Origin of the sequence: Bordetella bronchialis (genome assembly GCF_001676705.1) — a bacterium.
Classification (GTDB): Bacteria; Pseudomonadota; Gammaproteobacteria; order Burkholderiales; family Burkholderiaceae_B; genus Bordetella_C; species Bordetella_C bronchialis.
Map to the genome: position 1 here is coordinate 236,052 of NZ_CP016170.1, position 18,787 is coordinate 254,838.

The 18,787-nt window shown below is 66.3% G+C and carries 20 protein-coding genes; 12 read left to right on the forward strand and 8 right to left on the reverse strand.

Annotated features, from left to right (window positions below):
* The first annotated feature begins 80 nt into the window (after positions 1-80).
* Both BAU06_RS01075 and BAU06_RS01080 read left to right on the forward strand, forming a co-directional pair.
* Positions 81-1,415, forward strand: coding sequence for a UDP-glucose dehydrogenase family protein (locus BAU06_RS01075; protein ID WP_066343165.1), 1,335 nt, complete (start codon positions 81-83; stop codon positions 1,413-1,415).
* Positions 1,412-2,500, forward strand: a complete 1,089-nt coding sequence (locus tag BAU06_RS01080; RefSeq protein ID WP_066343169.1) for a glycosyltransferase family 4 protein — start codon at positions 1,412-1,414, stop codon at positions 2,498-2,500. The genes BAU06_RS01075 and BAU06_RS01080 overlap by 4 nt, the downstream gene beginning before the upstream one ends.
* A 289-nt stretch (positions 2,501-2,789) precedes the next feature.
* On the opposite strand, the gene BAU06_RS01085 is transcribed toward BAU06_RS01080, so the two are convergent.
* Positions 2,790-3,269, reverse strand: a complete 480-nt coding sequence (locus tag BAU06_RS01085; protein WP_066343172.1) for an Lrp/AsnC family transcriptional regulator — start codon at positions 3,267-3,269, stop codon at positions 2,790-2,792.
* A 175-nt stretch (positions 3,270-3,444) separates the two neighbouring features.
* On the opposite strand from BAU06_RS01085, the gene glmS reads away from it, so the two are divergent.
* Positions 3,445-5,277: a glutamine--fructose-6-phosphate transaminase (isomerizing) gene (gene glmS, locus BAU06_RS01090; RefSeq protein ID WP_066343176.1), complete on the forward strand. Its 1,833-nt coding sequence runs from the start codon at positions 3,445-3,447 to the stop codon at positions 5,275-5,277.
* Between the two features lie 259 nt (positions 5,278-5,536).
* Here the strand turns inward: glmS and BAU06_RS01095 are convergent, their stop codons facing one another.
* Entirely contained in the window at positions 5,537-6,190 is a 654-nt protein-coding gene (locus BAU06_RS01095; RefSeq protein ID WP_066343190.1) for a hydrolase, read from the reverse strand.
* A gap of 250 nt (positions 6,191-6,440) precedes the next feature.
* Between BAU06_RS01095 and BAU06_RS01100 the strand changes: the two genes are divergently transcribed.
* Positions 6,441-7,331: a LysR family transcriptional regulator gene (locus BAU06_RS01100; protein ID WP_066357629.1), complete on the forward strand. Its 891-nt coding sequence runs from the start codon at positions 6,441-6,443 to the stop codon at positions 7,329-7,331.
* A gap of 24 nt (positions 7,332-7,355) precedes the next feature.
* On the opposite strand, the gene BAU06_RS01105 is transcribed toward BAU06_RS01100, so the two are convergent.
* Together BAU06_RS01105 and pdxR are read right to left on the reverse strand one after the other, a co-directional pair.
* Positions 7,356-7,913, reverse strand: coding sequence for a GNAT family N-acetyltransferase (locus tag BAU06_RS01105; RefSeq protein ID WP_066343195.1), 558 nt, complete (start codon positions 7,911-7,913; stop codon positions 7,356-7,358).
* A gap of 209 nt (positions 7,914-8,122) precedes the next feature.
* On the reverse strand, positions 8,123-9,541 hold the full coding sequence (gene pdxR, locus BAU06_RS01110; RefSeq protein ID WP_066343197.1) for a MocR-like pyridoxine biosynthesis transcription factor PdxR: 1,419 nt from the start codon (positions 9,539-9,541) through the stop codon (positions 8,123-8,125).
* Positions 9,542-9,695: 154 nt separating this feature from the next.
* On the opposite strand from pdxR, the gene BAU06_RS01115 reads away from it, so the two are divergent.
* A complete protein-coding gene (locus tag BAU06_RS01115) occupies positions 9,696-10,142 on the forward strand; it encodes a carboxymuconolactone decarboxylase family protein (RefSeq protein ID WP_066357631.1) in 447 nt (148 codons plus the stop codon).
* 34 nt (positions 10,143-10,176) lie between these two features.
* On the opposite strand, the gene BAU06_RS01120 is transcribed toward BAU06_RS01115, so the two are convergent.
* Positions 10,177-11,160: a LysR family transcriptional regulator gene (locus BAU06_RS01120; RefSeq protein WP_082987899.1), complete on the reverse strand. Its 984-nt coding sequence runs from the start codon at positions 11,158-11,160 to the stop codon at positions 10,177-10,179.
* Positions 11,161-11,231: 71 nt separating this feature from the next.
* On the opposite strand from BAU06_RS01120, the gene BAU06_RS01125 reads away from it, so the two are divergent.
* The 4 genes from BAU06_RS01125 to BAU06_RS01140 are packed head-to-tail and all read left to right on the forward strand — an operon-like array spanning position 11,232 to position 14,500.
* Positions 11,232-11,906 (forward strand): HAD family hydrolase, encoded by a 675-nt coding sequence (locus BAU06_RS01125; protein ID WP_066357634.1) that lies wholly within the window; start codon positions 11,232-11,234, stop codon positions 11,904-11,906.
* Between the two features lie 14 nt (positions 11,907-11,920).
* Positions 11,921-12,922 carry a tripartite tricarboxylate transporter substrate-binding protein gene (locus BAU06_RS01130; protein ID WP_066343201.1) on the forward strand — a complete coding sequence of 334 codons (1,002 nt, stop codon included), beginning with the start codon at positions 11,921-11,923 and terminating at the stop codon, positions 12,920-12,922.
* 26 nt (positions 12,923-12,948) lie between these two features.
* Entirely contained in the window at positions 12,949-14,118 is a 1,170-nt protein-coding gene (locus BAU06_RS01135) for a DSD1 family PLP-dependent enzyme (RefSeq protein WP_415834902.1), read from the forward strand.
* Entirely contained in the window at positions 14,108-14,500 is a 393-nt protein-coding gene (locus BAU06_RS01140) for a RidA family protein (protein ID WP_066343205.1), read from the forward strand. The genes BAU06_RS01135 and BAU06_RS01140 overlap by 11 nt, the downstream gene beginning before the upstream one ends.
* Before the next feature lie 28 nt (positions 14,501-14,528).
* On the opposite strand, the gene BAU06_RS01145 is transcribed toward BAU06_RS01140, so the two are convergent.
* Genes BAU06_RS01145 through BAU06_RS01155 form a run of 3 tightly spaced genes read right to left on the reverse strand, consistent with a single transcriptional unit; the run spans position 14,529 to position 15,191 of the window.
* Complete coding sequence (locus BAU06_RS01145) at positions 14,529-14,735, reverse strand: hypothetical protein (protein ID WP_066343208.1); 207 nt, start codon at positions 14,733-14,735, stop codon at positions 14,529-14,531.
* Complete coding sequence (locus BAU06_RS01150) at positions 14,722-14,922, reverse strand: DUF3606 domain-containing protein (RefSeq protein ID WP_066343217.1); 201 nt, start codon at positions 14,920-14,922, stop codon at positions 14,722-14,724. The genes BAU06_RS01145 and BAU06_RS01150 overlap by 14 nt, the downstream gene beginning before the upstream one ends.
* Complete coding sequence (locus tag BAU06_RS01155) at positions 14,907-15,191, reverse strand: hypothetical protein (RefSeq protein WP_066343218.1); 285 nt, start codon at positions 15,189-15,191, stop codon at positions 14,907-14,909. Before BAU06_RS01155 ends, BAU06_RS01150 begins: the two co-directional genes overlap by 16 nt.
* A gap of 115 nt (positions 15,192-15,306) precedes the next feature.
* Between BAU06_RS01155 and BAU06_RS01160 the strand changes: the two genes are divergently transcribed.
* The 3 genes from BAU06_RS01160 to BAU06_RS01170 all read left to right on the forward strand — a co-directional run bounded on the left by BAU06_RS01160 (position 15,307) and on the right by BAU06_RS01170 (position 18,509).
* On the forward strand, positions 15,307-16,368 hold the full coding sequence (locus BAU06_RS01160; RefSeq protein ID WP_082993466.1) for an SDR family NAD(P)-dependent oxidoreductase: 1,062 nt from the start codon (positions 15,307-15,309) through the stop codon (positions 16,366-16,368).
* 329 nt (positions 16,369-16,697) lie between these two features.
* Positions 16,698-17,237: a DUF4142 domain-containing protein gene (locus BAU06_RS01165; RefSeq protein ID WP_066343221.1), complete on the forward strand. Its 540-nt coding sequence runs from the start codon at positions 16,698-16,700 to the stop codon at positions 17,235-17,237.
* Positions 17,238-17,663: 426 nt separating this feature from the next.
* Positions 17,664-18,509 (forward strand): DUF2242 domain-containing protein, encoded by an 846-nt coding sequence (locus BAU06_RS01170; RefSeq protein WP_156770120.1) that lies wholly within the window; start codon positions 17,664-17,666, stop codon positions 18,507-18,509.
* The last annotated feature ends 278 nt before the right edge of the window (positions 18,510-18,787 follow it).

Sequence of the window (18,787 nt, forward strand, 5' to 3'; positions counted from 1 at the left end):
CGGGTTTTTCATGGGCCGCTCCTATAATGCGGCATGGTCGCGCGTTGCGCGGCGGATGAATCAATGAAGGGCGATCATCAATGAAGATTACCGTGGTGGGTACGGGCTATGTCGGCCTGGTGTCCGGCGCTTGCCTGGCGGAAATGGGCAATGACGTCATGTGCCTGGATGTCGACGCCACCAAGGTAGAGCGGCTGCGGCAGAACGACATCCCCATCTACGAGCCGGGCCTGGAAGAGCTGGTGCGGCGCAATGCCAAGGGCGGCCGGCTGCATTTCACTACCGATATCGCGGAAAGCGTGCGCCATGGCGACGTGCAGTTCATCGCCGTGGGCACCCCGCCCGGAGAGGACGGCTCCGCCGACCTGCAATACGTGCTGGCGGCCGCCCGCAACATTGCGCGCCACATGACCGGCCGCAAGATCATCGTGGACAAGTCCACCGTGCCGGTCGGCACGGCCGACAAGGTGCGCCAGGCCGTGGCCGCCGTGCTGGCGGAACGGGGCGTGGATTTCCCGTTCAGCGTGGCCTCCAATCCGGAGTTCCTGAAGGAAGGCGCGGCGATCCAGGACTTCATGAGCCCGGACCGCGTCATCGTGGGCGCCGACGACGACTACACCATCGGCGTCATGCGCCGCATCTACGAGCCCTTCCAGCGCACGCACGACCGGCTCATGGTGATGGACGTGCGATCGGCGGAGCTGACCAAATACGCCGCCAATGCCATGCTGGCCACACGTATCTCGTTCATGAACGAAATGGCGAATCTGGCCGAGGTCCTGAACGCCGATATCGAACAGGTGCGGCGCGGCATCGGCGCGGACCCGCGCATCGGCTATCAGTTCCTGTACCCCGGTCCGGGCTACGGCGGTTCCTGCTTTCCCAAGGATGTGCAGGCGCTGGTACGTACCGCGCAACAGCATGGCCTGCCCATGCGCGTGATCCAGGCCGTGGAAGAGGCCAACGACGGGCAGAAATTCCGCCTGTCGCAAAAGATCGTTCGCCGCTTCGGCGAAGACCTGTCCGGCCGGGTGTTCGCGCTGTGGGGCCTGTCGTTCAAGCCGAACACCGACGATATGCGCGAGGCGCCCAGCCTTACCGTCATCCAGGAATTGACCCGGCGCGGCGCGCGCGTGCGCGCCTACGATCCGGTGGCGATGGACGAGGCCCGCCGCGTGATCGCCGCCAGCGGCGACCTGCGGGACAAGGTCGAATTCGTCGCCGATATGTACCAGGCGCTGGACGGCGCCGACGGCCTGCTGCTGGTGACGGAATGGAAAGCCTTCCGCGCGCCGGACTTCGAACGCATCCTGGGGCTGCTGAAGTCGCCCCTGATCCTGGACGGCCGCAATCAGTACAACGCCGCCGAACTGCGGGCCATGGGCTTCGACTACGAGGGCATCGGCCGCGCATGAAGATCCTGCAGCTCAATTTCGAGAAGGGCTGGCGCGGCGGGGAACGGCAAACCCTGTACTGCATGATGGCTTTTCGCGACGCTGGGCACGAGGTCGAACTGCTGGCCCGGGCGGGCGCGCCGCTGGCGCAGCGCGCCGCCGAGCAGGGGTTTGCCGTCCATGCCGTCAAGCACGTACCGGCGCAGATCGCCTTCCTGGCCACCCGCGGGCGGCGCTATGACATCATCCACGCGCAGACGGCCAATACGGTGACCTGGGCCGTCCTGACCAAGTCGCTGCACGGCCGGCCGGTGGCTTTTTCGCGGCGCACGTCCTTCGTGGTCAAGCCGGGAGAGGAATGGAAGACCGGCGGCAAATGGCGCCGCGTGGATCTCTTCGTGGCGATCAGCGATATGGCGGCCGTGGAGCCGCGCCGCCTGGGGATAGAGCCGGTGATCATCCGCAGCGCGGTGCTGCCGGCGCGTGTCGATACGGAGAACCTGGGCCGGCTGTCGGCGGAGTTCAAGCTGCCCGGCAAAAAAATTATCGCGACCTCGGCCGCGCTGATCCACGACAAGGATCCGCTGACGATGATCCGTGCCGTGGGCGAACTGGCCAAGACCCGGCTGGACTTCGTGTTCGTGCATTTCGGCGCGGGCGGGAACAATGAAGAACAGGCGCGCGCGCTGGTGGCGGAGCTGGGCTTGCAATCGACCTATCTGTTCGCCGGTTTCCGCAAAGGCGTGGAGGATTTCTACGCGGCGATGGATGTGTTCGCCATGAGCTCGCGGGAAGAGGCGCTGGGCAGCAGCGTGTTCGACGCTTTCCTGCATCGCGTGCCGGTGGTGTCGACGGACGCGGGCGGGTTGAAGGAAAGCCTGGCGGATGGGCGGGGGATCCTGTGTCCCGTGGAAGACTACCAGGCGCTGGCGCAGGGGATGGGGCAGTTGCTGGACGATACGCCGTTGCGGCAGGCGATCGTGCAGCGCGCGTATGACTATGTGCGTGCCGAGCATGATGTGCGCGGGATGGGGGATCGGTATCTGGCGCAGTTTGAACGGGTGCTGCGTGAGCGTGGCGAAGCGCGGCGGGTCGAGGCTTCCTGAGGATGGCGCGGGTGGCCGGTGCGGGTCGTGGAGCCGGTCCGGTCGAGCTTGTACGGTGGCGTAGGGCGTTGCCGGTTGCCGTTGGATAGCGTCTTGCTGGTGCCGTCCGTGCGGCTTTTTCGCCGGGCCGTCCTTCGTTCGGAAGCCCTCGCGCCGCCTCCAACGTGCCGGCCCCGACAGGCATCGCCCCCGACGGATTACGGTGGCTCTTATTCACGGGTGCCGGGACGGTTTGGGGTGGCGTTTGCGTTGCGCCTTGCGGCCTTGGTGCGCGCCTTGGGTCCGCGCGCTATATCGTTATCCGCGTTTCGAACTTGGCGCGGTGGACGGAGAAGAAGGTGCGGACGTTGCGCACATTGGCCTGCGCCGTGAAGGCGCGGTGTACCAGTGCGTGATAGGCCGGCATGTCCTTCACTTGGGCGATCAGCAGGAAGTCCGGGCCGGGCGATACGCGATAGCACTGGAGTACGGCGGGCTCTTCGCGCATGCGGGCTTCGAATTCGTCCATGCGTTCGGCGGCCTGGATGTCGAGCGTCACTTCGACCAGCGCGGTCAGCGTGCTGCCCAGCTTGGTGGCGTCGAGGATGGCGACCTGCTTCTGGATCACGCCGATTTCCGTGAGCCGGCGTACCCGGCGCAGGCAGGTCGGTGCGGAGGCATGCACGCGCGCCGCCAGGTCCTGGTTGGTCAGGGAGGCATCCGTCTGCAGCTGGTCCAGGATTCGGCGGTCCAGGTCGTCCAGATCGGCTAGGGTTTCGGGGGTAGACATGTGGCTCCCGCACGGAAAAGTGAAATGCAGATGTCAATATACAATCCGAGATGAAATAATAATTCGTACAAAATGTTAGTGGCCCGTTTATTTCATTATTGGCCGAATTAAGAAATCCGATTTCTTATCGCGCGCCGCACAATCCGCTTCGAGTTGAACTTTCCTGGAGCTAGCCATGTGCGGAATCGTCGGCGCCGTCGCCCAGCGCGACATCACCCCTGTCCTGGTCGAAGGTCTGCGTCGCCTGGAATATCGCGGCTACGACTCCTGCGGCGTGGCCGTGTATGCGGACGGTGAGCTGCGCCGCACGCGCAGCACCGAGCGCGTCGCGGAGCTATGCGAGCAGATCCGCCGCGACCACGTGTCCGGTTTCACCGGGATCTCGCATACGCGCTGGGCCACGCACGGTGCCCCCGCCACCCACAACGCGCACCCGCATTTCTCCAGCTTCGGCAAGGACGCGCCCCGTATCGCGCTGGTGCACAACGGCATCATCGAGAACCACGACGAGCTGCGCGCCGAACTGCAGGCCGCGGGCTATGTCTTCGAGAGCCAGACCGACACCGAGGTCATCGCGCACCTGGTGAATCACCTGTATGCCGGCGACCTGTTCGATGCCGTGCAACAGGCCGTGCGCCGCTTGCATGGCGCCTATGCCATCGCCGTGTTCTGCCGGGACGAGCCGCATCGTGTCGTGGGCGCGCGCCAGGGTTCGCCGCTGGTCGTCGGCCTGGGCAATAACGAGAATTTCCTGGCCTCCGACGCGCTGGCGCTGGCCGGCACCACGGACCGCATCATCTACCTGGAAGATGGCGATGTCGTGGACCTGCAACTGACGCGCGTGTGGATCGTCGACGAGCAGGGCCGCGCCGTCGAGCGCAAGGCGCACACCGTGCAGGTGCATACCGGCGAGGCCGAGCTGGGCCCGTATCGCCACTTCATGCAGAAGGAAATCTTCGAACAGCCGCGCGCGGTGGGCGACACTTTGCAGGACATCGAAAGCATCACGCCGGAGCTGTTCGGCGATGGCGCGTATCGCATCTTCAAGGACGTTGAATCGGTATTGATACTGGCTTGCGGCACGAGCTACTACGCGGGGCTGACGTCGAAGTACTGGATCGAATCGCTGGCCAAGATTCCTGTCGCGGTGGAGATCGCCAGCGAGTACCGTTACCGGGATAGCGTGCCGAATCCCCGCACGCTGGTGGTAACCATCTCGCAATCCGGCGAGACGGCCGACACGCTGGCCGCGCTGAAGCATGCGCGCAGCCTGGGCATGGAGAACACGCTGACCATCTGCAACGTCGCCACCAGCGCGATGGTGCGGGAATGCAAGCTGGCTTTCATCACGCGGGCCGGGGTAGAGATCGGCGTGGCCTCCACCAAGGCGTTCACGACGCAGCTGACGGCGCTGTTCATGCTGACGCTGGCGCTGGCGCAGACCCATGGAAGGCTGACGGACGAGCAGGAAGCCGATCACATCAAGGCGCTGCGGCATTTGCCCGTGGCGATCACGTCGGTATTGGCGCTGGAGCCGCAGATCATCAGCTGGGCGGAACGCTTCGCCAGCAAGGAGAATGCGCTGTTCCTGGGGCGTGGGCTGCACTATCCCATCGCGCTGGAAGGGGCGCTGAAGCTCAAAGAGATCAGCTATATCCATGCCGAGGCCTATCCGGCGGGGGAACTCAAGCATGGGCCGCTGGCGCTGGTAACGGAGCAGATGCCCGTGGTGACCATCGCGCCGAATGACACGCTGTTGGAGAAGTTGAAGTCCAATATGCAGGAGGTGCGGGCCCGGGGTGGAGAGTTGTATGTGTTCGCCGATGCCGACAGCCATATCACCAGCGGGAACGGGACGCATGTGATCCGGATGCCGGAGCATTACGGGAAGCTCTCGCCGATCCTGCATACGATTCCCTTGCAGTTGCTGGCATATCACACCGCGTGCGCGCGTGGCACGGACGTGGATAAGCCGCGCAATCTGGCGAAGAGTGTGACGGTGGAGTAGCGGGCGGGCGACGATACGGGGTGAAAACGGGGAAAACCGGCAGCGCTCCGGTTCCCGCTTGTCCTCTGGCGACCCTGCAGCTCAGCGTCGTGGAGATCCGTTATGCAGCAGATAAGGGCCGCCTTGGCGGCCCTTGTAATTGACGGATCGCGCATTGCCCGGACAAGGATCCATCTTGACGATCTTGGAGGGCCGCCAGCCCACGCTCCGAGTCGCTAGCGGCCGCTGTCTATTCGGCCGGGGCGCTTACGCCGCCAGATCAGGCTGCCGCCGCGGGCGCCGGCGTATTCAACAATTGCTGTTCCCACAGGTAGGCGACGCCGCTACCCGCGGCGTGTTGAACGAGGATGTCGGTCAACCCGGCTGCGGTGTCCGCGCGAGCCCAGTCGCGTTGCCATTCGGCAGCCAGCGCCATCCAAGTCATGAGGTTCACGCCCGCCGCCGCCATGCGCTGCAGGGCGACTTCGTGCGATTCGACTGACACACCACCCGACGCGTCGGTGATGACCGTCACATCCCAGCCTTCGCCCGCGGCCTGGATCGCCGGCATGGCGACGCAGACTTCGGTCCACAGCCCGGCAATGACCAACTGCTTGCGGCCCGTCGACTTGGCCGCGTCGACCACTTTTTTGTCTTCCCAGGTGTTGATGAACGTGCGGTCTATGACTTCCTGGCCGGGGAATACATCGGTGATCTGGGGGAAGATCCGGCCGCCACGGTCCGCAATCACACTCGTCAATATCGTGGGGACGCCGAAGACCTTTGCCGCCTTCGCCAGCGCCGTCGAATTATTGACGACGGCATGCGGGTCGTGGCTATTCAGGTTGGTCAATTGATAGGGCTGGTGGTCGATCAGGACGAGTAGCGAATCCTCAGGACGTAGAAGCGAATCGAGGCCATTTCGAAAAGTCATAGTGATCCCTGGTTTGCTGTGGTGTGCGATATCCGCGTCGCACGTTGCGGCGCAAATCGTTTTCCTGGACAGCGCGTGCTTGTGGCGGCGCCACCCGGATCCAGCATTATGTTTTCGTCGGCATCGACGCGGTAGTTCCGTTCCAAGGCGAGCTGTGTCGCACTATCGGCAACGCCGCCGGCGGGCGCATAGGCATTATTCGGCAGTGCTATCCTGCGGCGAACCGCATCGCGAAACGGGGGCCATGCAAGTGGATATAGAAGAACTTCAGACATTCATCGAAGTCGCCGATGCAGGCGGCGTGTCGCCCGCCGCGGTTCGGCTGGGCGTGTCCAAGTCCATCGTCAGCCGTCGGTTGCTGCGGTTGGAATCGGAGCTTGGCGTCCAGTTGCTTGCGCGTACCACACGCGGGGCGGCGCTTACCGAAGCCGGGGCAATTTTCCGGGACCACGCGGCCAGAGCCTGCGCGGAGATCGACACGGCCCGGGAGACGATCATGCCCTCCGGCGAAATGCGTGGCCGCTTGCGAGTGTCCGTGCCCGTGTCGTTTGGCCTGACCCATTTCGCGCCCGTGGTCGCGGAATTGGCGCGGCGCCATCCACGGCTGCATGTGCAGACCTGCTATAGCGATCGCTTCGTCGACCTCATCGCGGAGGGCTACGACTGCGCGATACGGGTGGGCTACCTTCAGGACTCCAACCTGATCGCCAGATGCGTTGGGCCCATCTATGGGAAGCTGCTCGCCAGCCCGGACTACATCAAGGCACATGGGGCGCCCGAATCGCCAGAGCAGCTCGTCGCACATGAAGCCTTGATGCAGGGAACCGAAACCTGGCAGTTCATGGACGGCGACAAAATCACCGCGGTGCGTCCGCAAGGGCGCTTCAAGGCCGACAACGGCGCGGCCTTGATCGCTGCCGCAACGGCCGGACTAGGGGTCGCGTATCTGCCCGATTGCCTTACCCACGAGCATGTCCTTGCCGGCGCCCTGGTGCCCATCATGACCCGCTATCCGCCCCCGCCCGCCGGCGCCTATGTCGTCCGCCCCCCTGGCCAGCATCCGGCACGGAAGATACGGGTGCTGACGGAGCTGTTGATCGAGCACTTCGGGCAGTCGCCGCATTTTGCGGGGCGGGGATGAGCGGTTCCGGCCCGTTGCCGCCATTCAGGGCTTCGATATGCGATACAACACATGCAGGGAAAGCGCATGGTCCCTGGGCAGCCCTGGATGTGCGAAGTCAGCGCTGCTGTCGTGCGTCATACCGATGCGCTCCATCACGCGACGCGACCTGCGGTTTGCGGGTACCGTGAACGAAACGATTTCTCGCAGTCCCAGTTCATTGAACCCATAGGAGATGACGGAGAGCGCACCTTCGGTTGCCAGACCTTGCCCCCAGAACCGGCTCCCGAGTCGCCACCCTATTTCGAAGCAGGGGGCAAAAGGCGCGGCAAAATCCTGGTACTTCAGTCCAATGAAGCCTGCGAGTTCGCCCGTGGATTCCAGTTCCGCGGCGAAGTAACAGCACCCGTCGCGGGCATATTGCTCATTCTGGGTCTTGAAAAAATGCCTCGCCATTTCCGGCGTGACTGGCCCCGGCAGGAACTCGGTGACCCGCGAGTCTGCATTCAGCAGGACGTACGGACTGAGATCTTCATCGTTCCATAGACGTAAGCGGAGCCGCTGCGTCTCCAGGACGCACGGAGTTCTGGGAGATCGTTGCATTTGATGGCGCCAATGAGTCCGCGTAACGATAGCAAAACTTTGCCAGTGGGGAATCGGCCCTATCTTGGCTGGTGGGTGCCAGCGGACTGGTAATGACCGACCGCGGGAATCGACCCGACCGCTTTCGACGCTTCGCGGTCATTAGTATTTCCGAGAAGCGGACGTATCGACACAGCGTTGGCAACCTGTGGGTGCATGCGGGCCAAGACTCAATGAGATGCAACGATTCTCGCAAGCGTCTCGCAGGCGGCATCGATATTGTCCGGGCGCAGGTTCGTCGCGCTGAGTAGCAAGCCACGTTGCGTTTGAGTGCGGCGAAGGTACCAGGCGGAGAGGGCAGCGGGCGCGAGACCACGGGTGCGGGCAATGGCGACAACGGCGCTGTCGTCGGCGTTCCGTGGGAGCGGTGCGATCACGCCCAGGCCAGCCGGCAGCGTGCCCGGCAGGAAGGCGCTGACACGCGCGAGCGCCATGCCGCGGCGCTCGGCATAAAGGATCTTCATCTGGCGCAGGTGCCGCAGGAAGTGCCCATCCGCCAGAAATTCCGTGACCGCCAATTGGGTGGTCCGGTTCGGAGCCGGGGCCAATACGGCGGCGACCTCGACCAGACGTTCCGCCAACGAGCGTGGGGCGACGACAAAGCCGAGGCCCAGCGCCGGGCTGATCGTCTTGCTGAAGGCGCCGATGTGGATCACGCGCTCGGCGCCATCGCCCGCGGCAAGGGCCGGTGCGGCCCGGCCGTCGAGCTGTAGTTCTCCGAGATAGTCGTCTTCGATGATCCAGGCGTTTCTTTCCTCAGCCCACCCGAGCAGCGCGTGTCTTCGTGCCGGCGACAGGGACACGCCCAGCGGGGCGTGCTGGCCCGGGGTCACCAGCGCCAGCAGGGCGTCCGGCGCTCTGGCGATGCCGACTTCCACGCGCAGCCCCTGGGCATCGACGGGCACGGGCTCGATCTCGGCTCCAGTCAGTTCCAGCGCGCGTCTTCCCAGCGGATAACCTGGCTCCTCGATCCACGCCTTGCGCCCGTGCGCGCGCAGTGCCGTCAGCGCAAGCATCAGGCCATGCCGGTATCCGCTGGTGACGATGACTTGATCGGGATGACATTGCATTCGACGGCTGACGGCCAAGTGGCTCGCGATCAGCGCCCGCAACGCGGGTTCCCCGCGCGGGTCGGCGTAGGTCGTGTAAGTGATAGCGTCAGCGCGTACGGAACGCGTCCGCATGCGGGCCCAGAGCTTCGCGGGAAACGCGTCGTGAGCGGGCACGCCCATTTGGAACGGCAGCGGGGCACTCGAATATGGACGGGTGAAACCCGCCAAAGGCCTGTCGAGTGGCGCCTGATCGTCCGCCGGGCTGGCAGGCAGCCGCGCGCATATGCGTGTGCCCGCCGGCCCGGCACCGAAAACCAGATTCTCGGCCGTCAGCCGATCGTAGGCCACGCGGATCGTGCCGCGCGCGACGCCGAGCTGCGCGGCAAGGTCCCGGCCGGAAGGTAAGCGCTGCCCGGGTGCCAGCCGGCCGTCGAGGATTGCCTGTCGCAGGCTTGCATGGATCTGGTCACCGATAGGCACGGCCGTGGCACGGTCCAGGCGGATGGAAAGCGCGGCAGGCGTGATCGGGTCAGTCATTTTGGACCAATCGTTTGGGCAGTTTTTGGGCCTGTTTCTCCAGCAACCGGCGGAGTACCGTGGCGTTATGACATGGATCGCGGTCGAAGTCGATAGGCGGCCCGGCTGCGCCGATCGCGGCTCTATTCACCATCAACCACAGGTAAGGACTGAGATGACCCGCTTGAACTGGCAAGATATCGCACCTGACGGCGCGAAGGCACTTTCTGTTATCTACCACTACGTCATGAAGAAGACGAACCTGCCCGAGGAACTCGTCCATCTGGTGTTCCTTCGCGTTTCGCAGATCAACGGCTGCGCCCACTGCATCGACATGCACAGCCGCGACCTCAGGAAAACCATGTCGATCGACAAAATCACGTTGGTACCGGTTTGGGAAGAGGTGCATCACCTGTTTTCCGACCAGGAACGCGCAGCGCTGGCCTGGGCGGAAGAGGTGACCCGTGTGAGCGAAACGCATGCCTCGGATGAAGCGTATGCCGCAGCCGCGGCAGCGTTCACGCCCAAAGACCTTGTTGACCTCACCATCACGATCGCCGCAATGAATGCGTTCAATCGACTGGGCGCGCCGTTCCGGGTCCCTGTTGCCGCCAAGCCGTGATCGGCTTGCAACACGCACATAGAAAGTGATGTACTTAGCGATCACTATTACGCTTGGCGGCCGTACGCTTCGCCCGTGCGGGTGCGTCCTGCTCGCGCGGCGGTGCCGCATGCCGGCCCACGCGCCGCTCAAAGAACTCGATCAGCGCCTGGACCCGCGCGGTACGGCCGTTGCGCGTGGGCACCAGCAGCGTGATCGGCGCGTTGTCGAACTGCCAATCCGCCATGATGCGTACCAGCTTGCCTTGCGCGACCGCTTCCGCCGCATCCCACTCCGACCGCAGCACCAGCCCCAGTCCTTCCTCTGCCCATTGCCGCGCAACCGCGCCGTCGTTCGTGGAATACGCGGGCGAGATGCGGATGGTCTCCGGCTGACCCACCGCCTTGCCGGGTGACCGGCCGCGCGGACGAACGCGCCACAGCGTCACATCCTCGTTGTTCTCGCGTATGCAGATGCAGCTGTGCTTCGCTACATCGCGGGGCGTACGCGGGACGCCATGCGCATGCAGATACATCGGGCTGGCGCATAGCCAGCGCTCGTTGGAGGCAAGCGTACGCGCGATCCAGGAAGAATCCCGCACGGCCCCGATATGGATGATGGCATCCGCATCGTGCCTGTCCGGCCACGGCGTTTCGTACAGATCCAGCTGCACGCGCAGGCCGGGATGGGCGCGCGCGAACTCGGCGATCAGCGGCGAGACATGGCGCCGGCCATAGCCGAACGGCGCCGAGACGCGCAGCAAGCCGGTGAGCTGGCGTGCGTCGCTTTGCAGGGATTCGCACAGGCTGTCCAGCTGGCCCAGCAGTGCTGTCGCATCGCGCGCGAAGCGCTCGCCCTCCGCTGTCAGGCTGAGCCGCCGCGCGGTGCGGGTGGCCAGCGTCACGCCCAGGCGGGTCTCCAGTTTCCGCAGCCGGATGGACAGCGCGGAGGGCGTCACATCCAGCGCACGCGCCGCGGCGCTGAGCGATTCCTCGCGCAGCAAAGTCGCGGCCAGCTGAAGATCGTCGATCTGGACCATTAAATTTTGTTTAACGATTGTTGTCGAGTCATTAAAACACAGCGCGGTATCGGGCCGGTAGAGTGCAGGCCATGGAACCGACATCTACCTCTGCCCCCGCCTATCCGCGCGCGGTCTTGTTCGACCTGTTGACCGCGTTGCTGGACTCCTGGACTGTCTGGAACGCCGCTGCCGGCTCGGAAGAGCAGGGCCGCGCCTGGCGTGCCCGCTACCTTCAATTGACGTATGGCTGCGGCGCTTACGAGCCTTATGAAGAGCTGGTGCGGCGGGCTGCCCGGGATACCGGCCTGCCCGCCTCCGCGCCGGTAGCGCTGGAAGACAACTGGAACCGGCTGCCCCCTTGGGACGGCGCGCGCGAGCTGCTGGGCGCCTTGCGCCCGCATTGCAAGCTGGCCGTGGTGACGAACTGCTCCCGCCGCCTGGGGACGCGCGCGGCCGCACTCATGGGTATCGACTGGGATGTCGTCGTGACCTCGGAGGAAGCGGGCTTCTACAAGCCCGACCCTCGGCCTTACCGCATGGCCCTCGAACGCCTGGGGGTCCAGGCGCGCGACGCGGCGTTCGTCGCGGGGTCGGGCTACGACATGTTCGGGACGGCCGCGGTGGGGCTGCGCACCTTCTGGCACAACCGCGTCGGCCTGGCGCTGCCCCAAGGCGCCACCGCGCCGGAAGCACAGGCGGCGACGCTGGAACCGGCCCTGCCCTGGCTGCAATCCTTCAACGCGGGCGCCGCGGCGTCACGATAACCGGAGTGCTGACTATGCGTGCTCGCCGATTCTTCCCCGTCTTGTCCGCCGCCTTCCTGGCCATCGTCACGCTGGCGACGGCGCCCATGCCGGTCCATGCGCAGGACGAAGCCTATCCCCGGCGCGCGGTGACGCTGATCGTGCCATTTCCCGCGGGTGGCCCCAGCGATGCGCTGGCGCGCGGCTTCGCGCAGCAGATGGGCAAGCGACTCGGCCAGGCCGTCGTGGTGGAGAACCTGGCGGGCGCGGGCGGCACGATAGGCTTGACCAAGGTGGTCCGGTCGGCCCCGGATGGCTACACGCTGGGCTTCGGCACGATAGGCACGCATGTGGCGAATGTGGCGTTGTACAGGAAGCTGCCCTACGACCCCTTGGCGGATTTCCAGCCGGTGGGCCTGGCCGGTTCTGCGCCTATGCTGCTGTTGGGGCGTGCGAACCTGCCCGCCAATAATCTTCGGGAGTTCCTGGGCTGGCTCGCGGCGAACAAGGATCAGGCTTCCTACGGCAGTGCCGGCGTCGGCTCGATTTCGCACTACGGTTGCGTGCTTTTGCTCGCGGCGCTGAAGTCCAACGTGACCCATGTGCCGTACAAGGGCGTCGCGCCGGCGATGAACGACCTGATGGGCGGGCAGACGGATTTCATGTGCGATCAGACCACGACGGCGCTGCCGCAGATCGCGGGCGGCAGGATCAAGGCGCTGGCGGTGTTGTCGGCCACGCGCTTGCCGCAGCTGCCGGATGTAGGCACGGTGGCGGAGGCCGGTTATCCGCTGAACATGCAGGCCTGGAACGCGGTGTTCGCGCCGCGCGGCACGCCGGCGCCCGTGATGGCGAAGCTGACGGCCGCCCTGGCCGAGGCGGCAGCCGATCCCGGGTTCCGCAAGCAGATGGACGCCGTGGGCGTGACCCTGCCCACTGGCAGCGGTGCCGCGCCGCAGGTCGTCACCGACCTGATCACCCGTGGCTTGCGCGACGATGTGCCGGCGCTGAAGGCCAAGGTCGATATGCTGGATTGACGTGCCTGCCTCGCCACGGCGGCCGCATGGCAACACCCTATACGCTGGACCAATACGACATGACATCGACCCTGTACACCATCGATACGCCCGCCGCCGTGATAGACCTGCCGCGCGCGATGAAGAACATTGCGCGCATGCAAGACCGCATGAACGCGCTGGGCGTCGCCTTTCGGCCCCACGTCAAAACGAGCAAGTGCGAACAGGTCGTGCGGGCGCAGCTCGACGCGGGCGCGCAAGGCATCACTGTTTCCACTTTGAAAGAGGCGGAGCGCTTTTTCGCGAGCGGGATTACCGACATCCTGTACGCGGTGGGGATGGCCCCGCATCGGCTGCCGCAGGCGCTGGCGCTGCGCCGCCGCGGCTGTGCGCTGACGATCATCACCGATAGCGTGGGGTCGGCGATGGAAATCGCCGGGTTCGGGCGCAGTCACGGCGAGCGTTTGCCGGTACTGGTCGAAGTCGATACCGACGGCCATCGTTCCGGCTTGGATCCTTACGGCGACGAACTGCTCAAGGTGGCTTCGGTGCTGCACGAAGGCGGCATGGAGCTCAAGGGCGTGATGACCCATGCGGGTTCCAGCTATGAACTGAATACGCCGGAGGCCTTGAGCGCCCTGGCGGAACAGGAGCGCGCGGGATGCGTGGCGGCGGCGGAGCGCCTGCGCGCCGCCGGGCTTCCCTGTCCCGTTGTCAGCGTGGGCTCGACGCCGACGGCCCTCAGCGCGCGGGAGCTGCGGGGCGTTACCGAGGTGCGCGCGGGCGTATATGTGTTCTTCGACCTGGTCATGCATAACGTGGGGGTGTGCGCCATGCACGACATCGCCCTGGGCGTCCTGACCACGGTGATCGGGCACCAGCGCGAGAAAGGCTGGGCCATCGTGGACGCCGGCTGGATGGCGATGAGCCGGGATGCCGGGACCGCGAAGCAGCAGCGCGACTACAAGTACGGGCAGGTCTGCGGGGTGGACGGGGCGCCCATGGCCGGCTATCTGCTGGGCGGCGCCAATCAGGAGCACGGCATCGTGGTGCGCGAAGGTGACGCGGACACGGATATCGTGGCCCGCTTTCCCATCGGAACGCGTCTTCGTATCCTGCCCAACCATGCTTGCGCCACCGGAGCGCAGTTCGAGAAATACCAGGCGCTGTCGGCCGACGGCTCCCTGCGGGAATGGAGCCGCTTCCATGGCTGGTGAGAAGACCGTGCTACCCGTCCGCGTCGATGGGTTGGCCGCGCCCGGCGGCCACTACAGCCATGCCGTCATCGCCAATGGGCTGGTGTTCGTGTCCGGGCAACTGCCCATCACGGCGCAGGGCGTGCGGCTGGTCGATGCGCCGTTCGAAGAACAGGCCATCCAGGTGCTGGCGAATGTACGGGCGGCGCTGGAAGCGTGCGGCGCAGCTGTGCGCAGCCTGGCACAGGTGCGCGTGTATATCGACGCGATGGAGAACTGGCCGGCCTTCAATACGATCTACGCGGACTGGGCGGGCGACGCCAGGCCGGCGCGGGCCGTCGTTCCGACCGGGCCGCTGCACTTCGGCTTGAAGGTAGAGGTCGAGGCGGTCGCCGTGATTTGATGGGTTTCGGCCGTCATTGGCACAGTCCTCAACTGTCGTCCGGCACCGCGGGCCGTGGCGCGGGCGCGTCCTGGCTTTCATCGGGGCGTGGCGAGCCGGGCGGATAGGGATCGGCCGGCGTGACGGTATGCGGCGCCGCCGGCGGGGTGCCGTGCGAAGGCGTGGAGGACGGCGACGGCGCGGGGATGTCCGGCGCGCCGGGAATGCGGGTCTTGTCCGGGTCAGTCGTGCCCATCGTTCAACTCCTCCAGGCCCAGGTATCGGCGTACGTCGTCGGCATTCGCACCCACGGCCGCGACGGCGGCGCGCAGTTGATCCGGCACGACGTTCAGCGCCGCGCACCAGTAGCTGAATTCGCGGGGTTTCTCCAGGTCGATGCGCGTGCGGTCCGCAGGTTCGCGCAATGTCACTTGCTCGGGCATGTTCGGTCTCCATCGGGTTTTTCGGTGCGCCGGTGCGCGCGGGACAAACGCACCGCCCGGGCGGAACGCCGCGACGGACGGCCCTCGCGCCGGCCGCCGGCCAGATCGAAACTACGCGGTTCGTCCACGGGCTTGCGCGCGGGCGGACCGTCGCTGGGGTCGGGCACGTCGTCGGGGTCTTCGGGCAGGTTGGCGCGGCCCGGTGGCTGCTGCACCGGCTCCGGGTCCGTCTCGTCGTGCGCGGGCGTATTGCGGGGATCGCTGGCCATGTCGGGCTCCCAACATCGGAATCTGCAGGAGCGCTGCGGGCAGCAATCGCTATGCCCCGATACACTGGCACAGCGGATGCGCGTTCCGCGGCATCCCAGCCCAGCGGGAAATCCCATGCGCCATCCTGCCTGCTTTCCTCGACCTGTCTCGCCTGGCGGAGCCCTCGGCCCGCTAAGAGCCCTGGGCGCCCTGATCGTCCTGCTGATGCTGGGCGCCTGCGCCATATCGCCGCGCATCGGCGCTGACGATCGCCAACACATCGCCGGCAAGACCTTCGTGGTGACCGGCGCGTCCAGCGGATTCGGCCGTGGCGTGGCGCTGGAGCTGGCGAGCCAGGGGGCCAACGTGGTGCTGGCCGCGCGCCGCGTGACAGTGCTGGAAGAGGTGGCCGAGGAAGTCCGCACCCGTGGCGGCGTGCCGCTGGTGGTGGCGACCGATGTGGGTCGGCAGGAGGACGTGCGCCGCCTGGCGGATGCCGCCGTCTCGCGCTTCGGCGCCATCGATGTATGGATCAATAACGCCGGGGTGCTGGCCATCGGCCGCTTCGAGGACATCCCCGTGGAGGACCATGCGCGGCTGGTGCAGACCAACGTGATGGGCGTCATCTACGGCAGCCACGCCGCCATGCGCCTGTTCCGCGCGCAAGGGCGCGGTGTGCTGGTGAACGTGGGCTCCGCCGAGAGCGTCGTGCCGCTGGCGTATCACGCCTCGTATTCGGCCAGCAAGGCGGCGGTGCTGGGCCTGGGCCGGGCACTGGACCAGGAGATACGGCTTGGCGGCGAGCGCGATATCCATGTGGCGACGGTGCTGCCCTGGGCGGCCGATACGCCGGTGTCCGAGCATGCCGCCAACTACAGCGGGCGCACGCCCCGGCTGATATCCATGGACGATCCGCAAACCGTGGTGGACGCCATCGTGTGGGTGTCTATCCATCCGCAGGACACGCTGCCCGTCGGGTGGAAGGCACGCGGGGTCTATGTGATGCACCACCTGTTGCCGGGCACCACCGAAAGCATCGCGGCCGATATGGCGCACAGGGAGCAGATGGAGAAGGCGCCGCCCGCGCCCGCCACCGGCGGCGCCCTGTATCGACCCCTGCCGGCGGGCACGGGAGTGGACGGCGGCAATCGCGCGCGCCAGCGCATGGAGGACGCGCAAACGGGCGGCGGCTCCTGAGCAAGCCTGCCCGGCCTGCCCGGCATCGATGCGCGGCGCCGGCGCGGCGGCGCATGCCAGCAGGATCGCCGGTACCGTGACGGCGGTGCTCGCGCGTGGTCGCCGGGGCGATGCCCAGCACTGCACGGGCACGACGCCCGCGGCGCATCGCGGCCGCCGGATGATCGCTCGAGGTTGGGCATGGACTGTGCTGACCCTGCTTGCCGTCCCCGCGCGAGCCTGGCCGTATCGCCATGGCAGGGCCGCGACGGGGGCACTCCCCCGGTCCCGTGCGCGGGGCCCATCGGGCCTGTGCGACCGCCTGCCCGACACCAACGCAAGGACGAACCATGAACATCCAACGTGCCGTTTTGCTGTGCTCCTTCAGTGCCTTCATCGGCCTTGCCGGCTGCGCCAGCCGTCACGACGACGGCAGCCGCTCCATGCTCTCCAGCAGCGACCAGACCTTCCTGGAGAACGCGGCGCAAGGCAACCAGGCCGAGATCCAGGGTAGCCGGATGGCGCTGGAGAAGAGCAACAGCCAGGAAGTACGCAGCTTCGCCCAGGCGATGATCAAGGACCACACCGCCGCCAACGAGAAGCTGTCCGCGCTTGCCAGCCGCAAGGGGTACAACATTCCCACCGCGCCCTCGATGATGCAGGCGACGGAGCTCAAGGGCCTGAACCTGTTCTCGGGCAATGCCTTCGACAAGGCCTACGTCGACCGCATCGGCGTGGCCGCGCATGAGGCCACCATCAAGCAGTACGAGACGGCCGCCCAAAGCGCCGACGATGCCGATATCCGGCGCTTCGCGCAGGGCATGCTGCCCTCGCTGCGGCACCACCTGGAAATGGCGCAGCTGCTGAACCAGCAGCAAAAGTCCCAGTAGCGGCGGGGGGCGCGGCCACCTTTCCTGCCCTTCGCTATCGATTGGGCGCGACGCTCGCGCTCAATGCGGTATGGGCGGCGGATGCGCCGGTCCCGGCCGGGCGCCGAACATGTAAGCAATTGCGCGGAGGCGTTTTGCCGCGATTGCCCTGCCTTACGGCGCGAAACATGTGAAACCGTCCAGAGCGCCGGTCCGCGCCGGGCCGACGCTACCCTTGGGCATCGTCCCCGCCGCCGCCCCACGCCGACATCCGGCCGCATGCGCGGAAGGGACCCTGCTCCTGGAAGGTAAACGCCGATGGCACGCAAGCAGCTTCCCGAAACCGCCCTGTTCCCGACCGCGCCGCGCGACGCTGGCGGGGCAGCCGTCCCACCGCGCACGGCCGGTCGCGTCCTGCGCGACCCAGGCCTGGAGATGCCTGGCGCAATGGCTTCCCGCGCCATGGTCGCGTGCGCCGTCACGGCGATCGGCCTGGTGCTGGCAGGTTGTTCCAGCGCGCCCAAGCAGGTCTATCCAGAGACCTTCAAGGACACCAACACCTACTCGCGCGCTTTTCCCGCCTCGGATGCCGCCACCTGCGAGGCGGCGCGGCGCGCGCTGCTGAGCCAGGGCTATACGATAGGCAAGGCGCAGGCGGACGGGGTCGAGGGGCACAAGAACTTCCAGGTGCGCGATGAGGACCAGCAGCACCAGGTGATCTCTTTCCATGTGGTGTGTACCTCGGACCACGGGGCATCGCCGCAGACGACCGTGTTCGTCAACGCCGTGCAGGACCGCTACATCATCAAGAAGACCAGCAGTTCCGCGGGCGTCGGCCTGAGCGTGCTGGGATCGGTGTCCATGCCTTTCTCGTCCAATGACGATTCGCTCGCGAAGGTCAGTAGCGAGACGATCTCTTCGCCGGGGTTCTACGAGGGCTTCTTCGATCTGCTGCGGCGCTATCTGCCGCAGGCGCAGGCCCAGCCCCAACCCCAGCCGCGGTCCCAATCCCAGTCGGCCGGCCAGTCGGCCGGCCAGTCGCAAGGACAGGTCGCGCCCAAGGCGGCCGGGGACGACAAGTCTTCCGGCCCCGCCGGGTCTCCGGCGTCCGCAGGCCCGGCAAGCGGAGCGGCGCCCGTACCCGCGGCTTCCTCGGCGGCGCCCGACGCCGCGAAGGCGACCGCGCCCGAGGCAGGAGCCGGCACTGCGGGATCTAGCCCGCCGGTGGATGCCGGGAAACCCGCAACATCCGCCCCCGCCGATGTCGAGGGCGCATCGCCCGCCACGCCATAGCCATGTCGCTCATCGCGGGCGGACCGCGGTAAGCCGCCGGGATGGCGGACGCCACAAGGCGTGGCGTCCGTACGCCCCTGCCGCGTTGACACGCGGCGGCATTACCGCCGACGTGCTCGGGACCGAGGCCATAGGGCGGCCTTCCGTGGGCAGCGGATCGCACATACACTTATCCGGACGGATTCCGGGCCGAGGAAACCGGCGCGCTTACACCGAGGATTCCACGCTTGCTGTCGCGGGGAAGCTGGCATCGCGGTGGTATCGCTGAATCCGCCCCA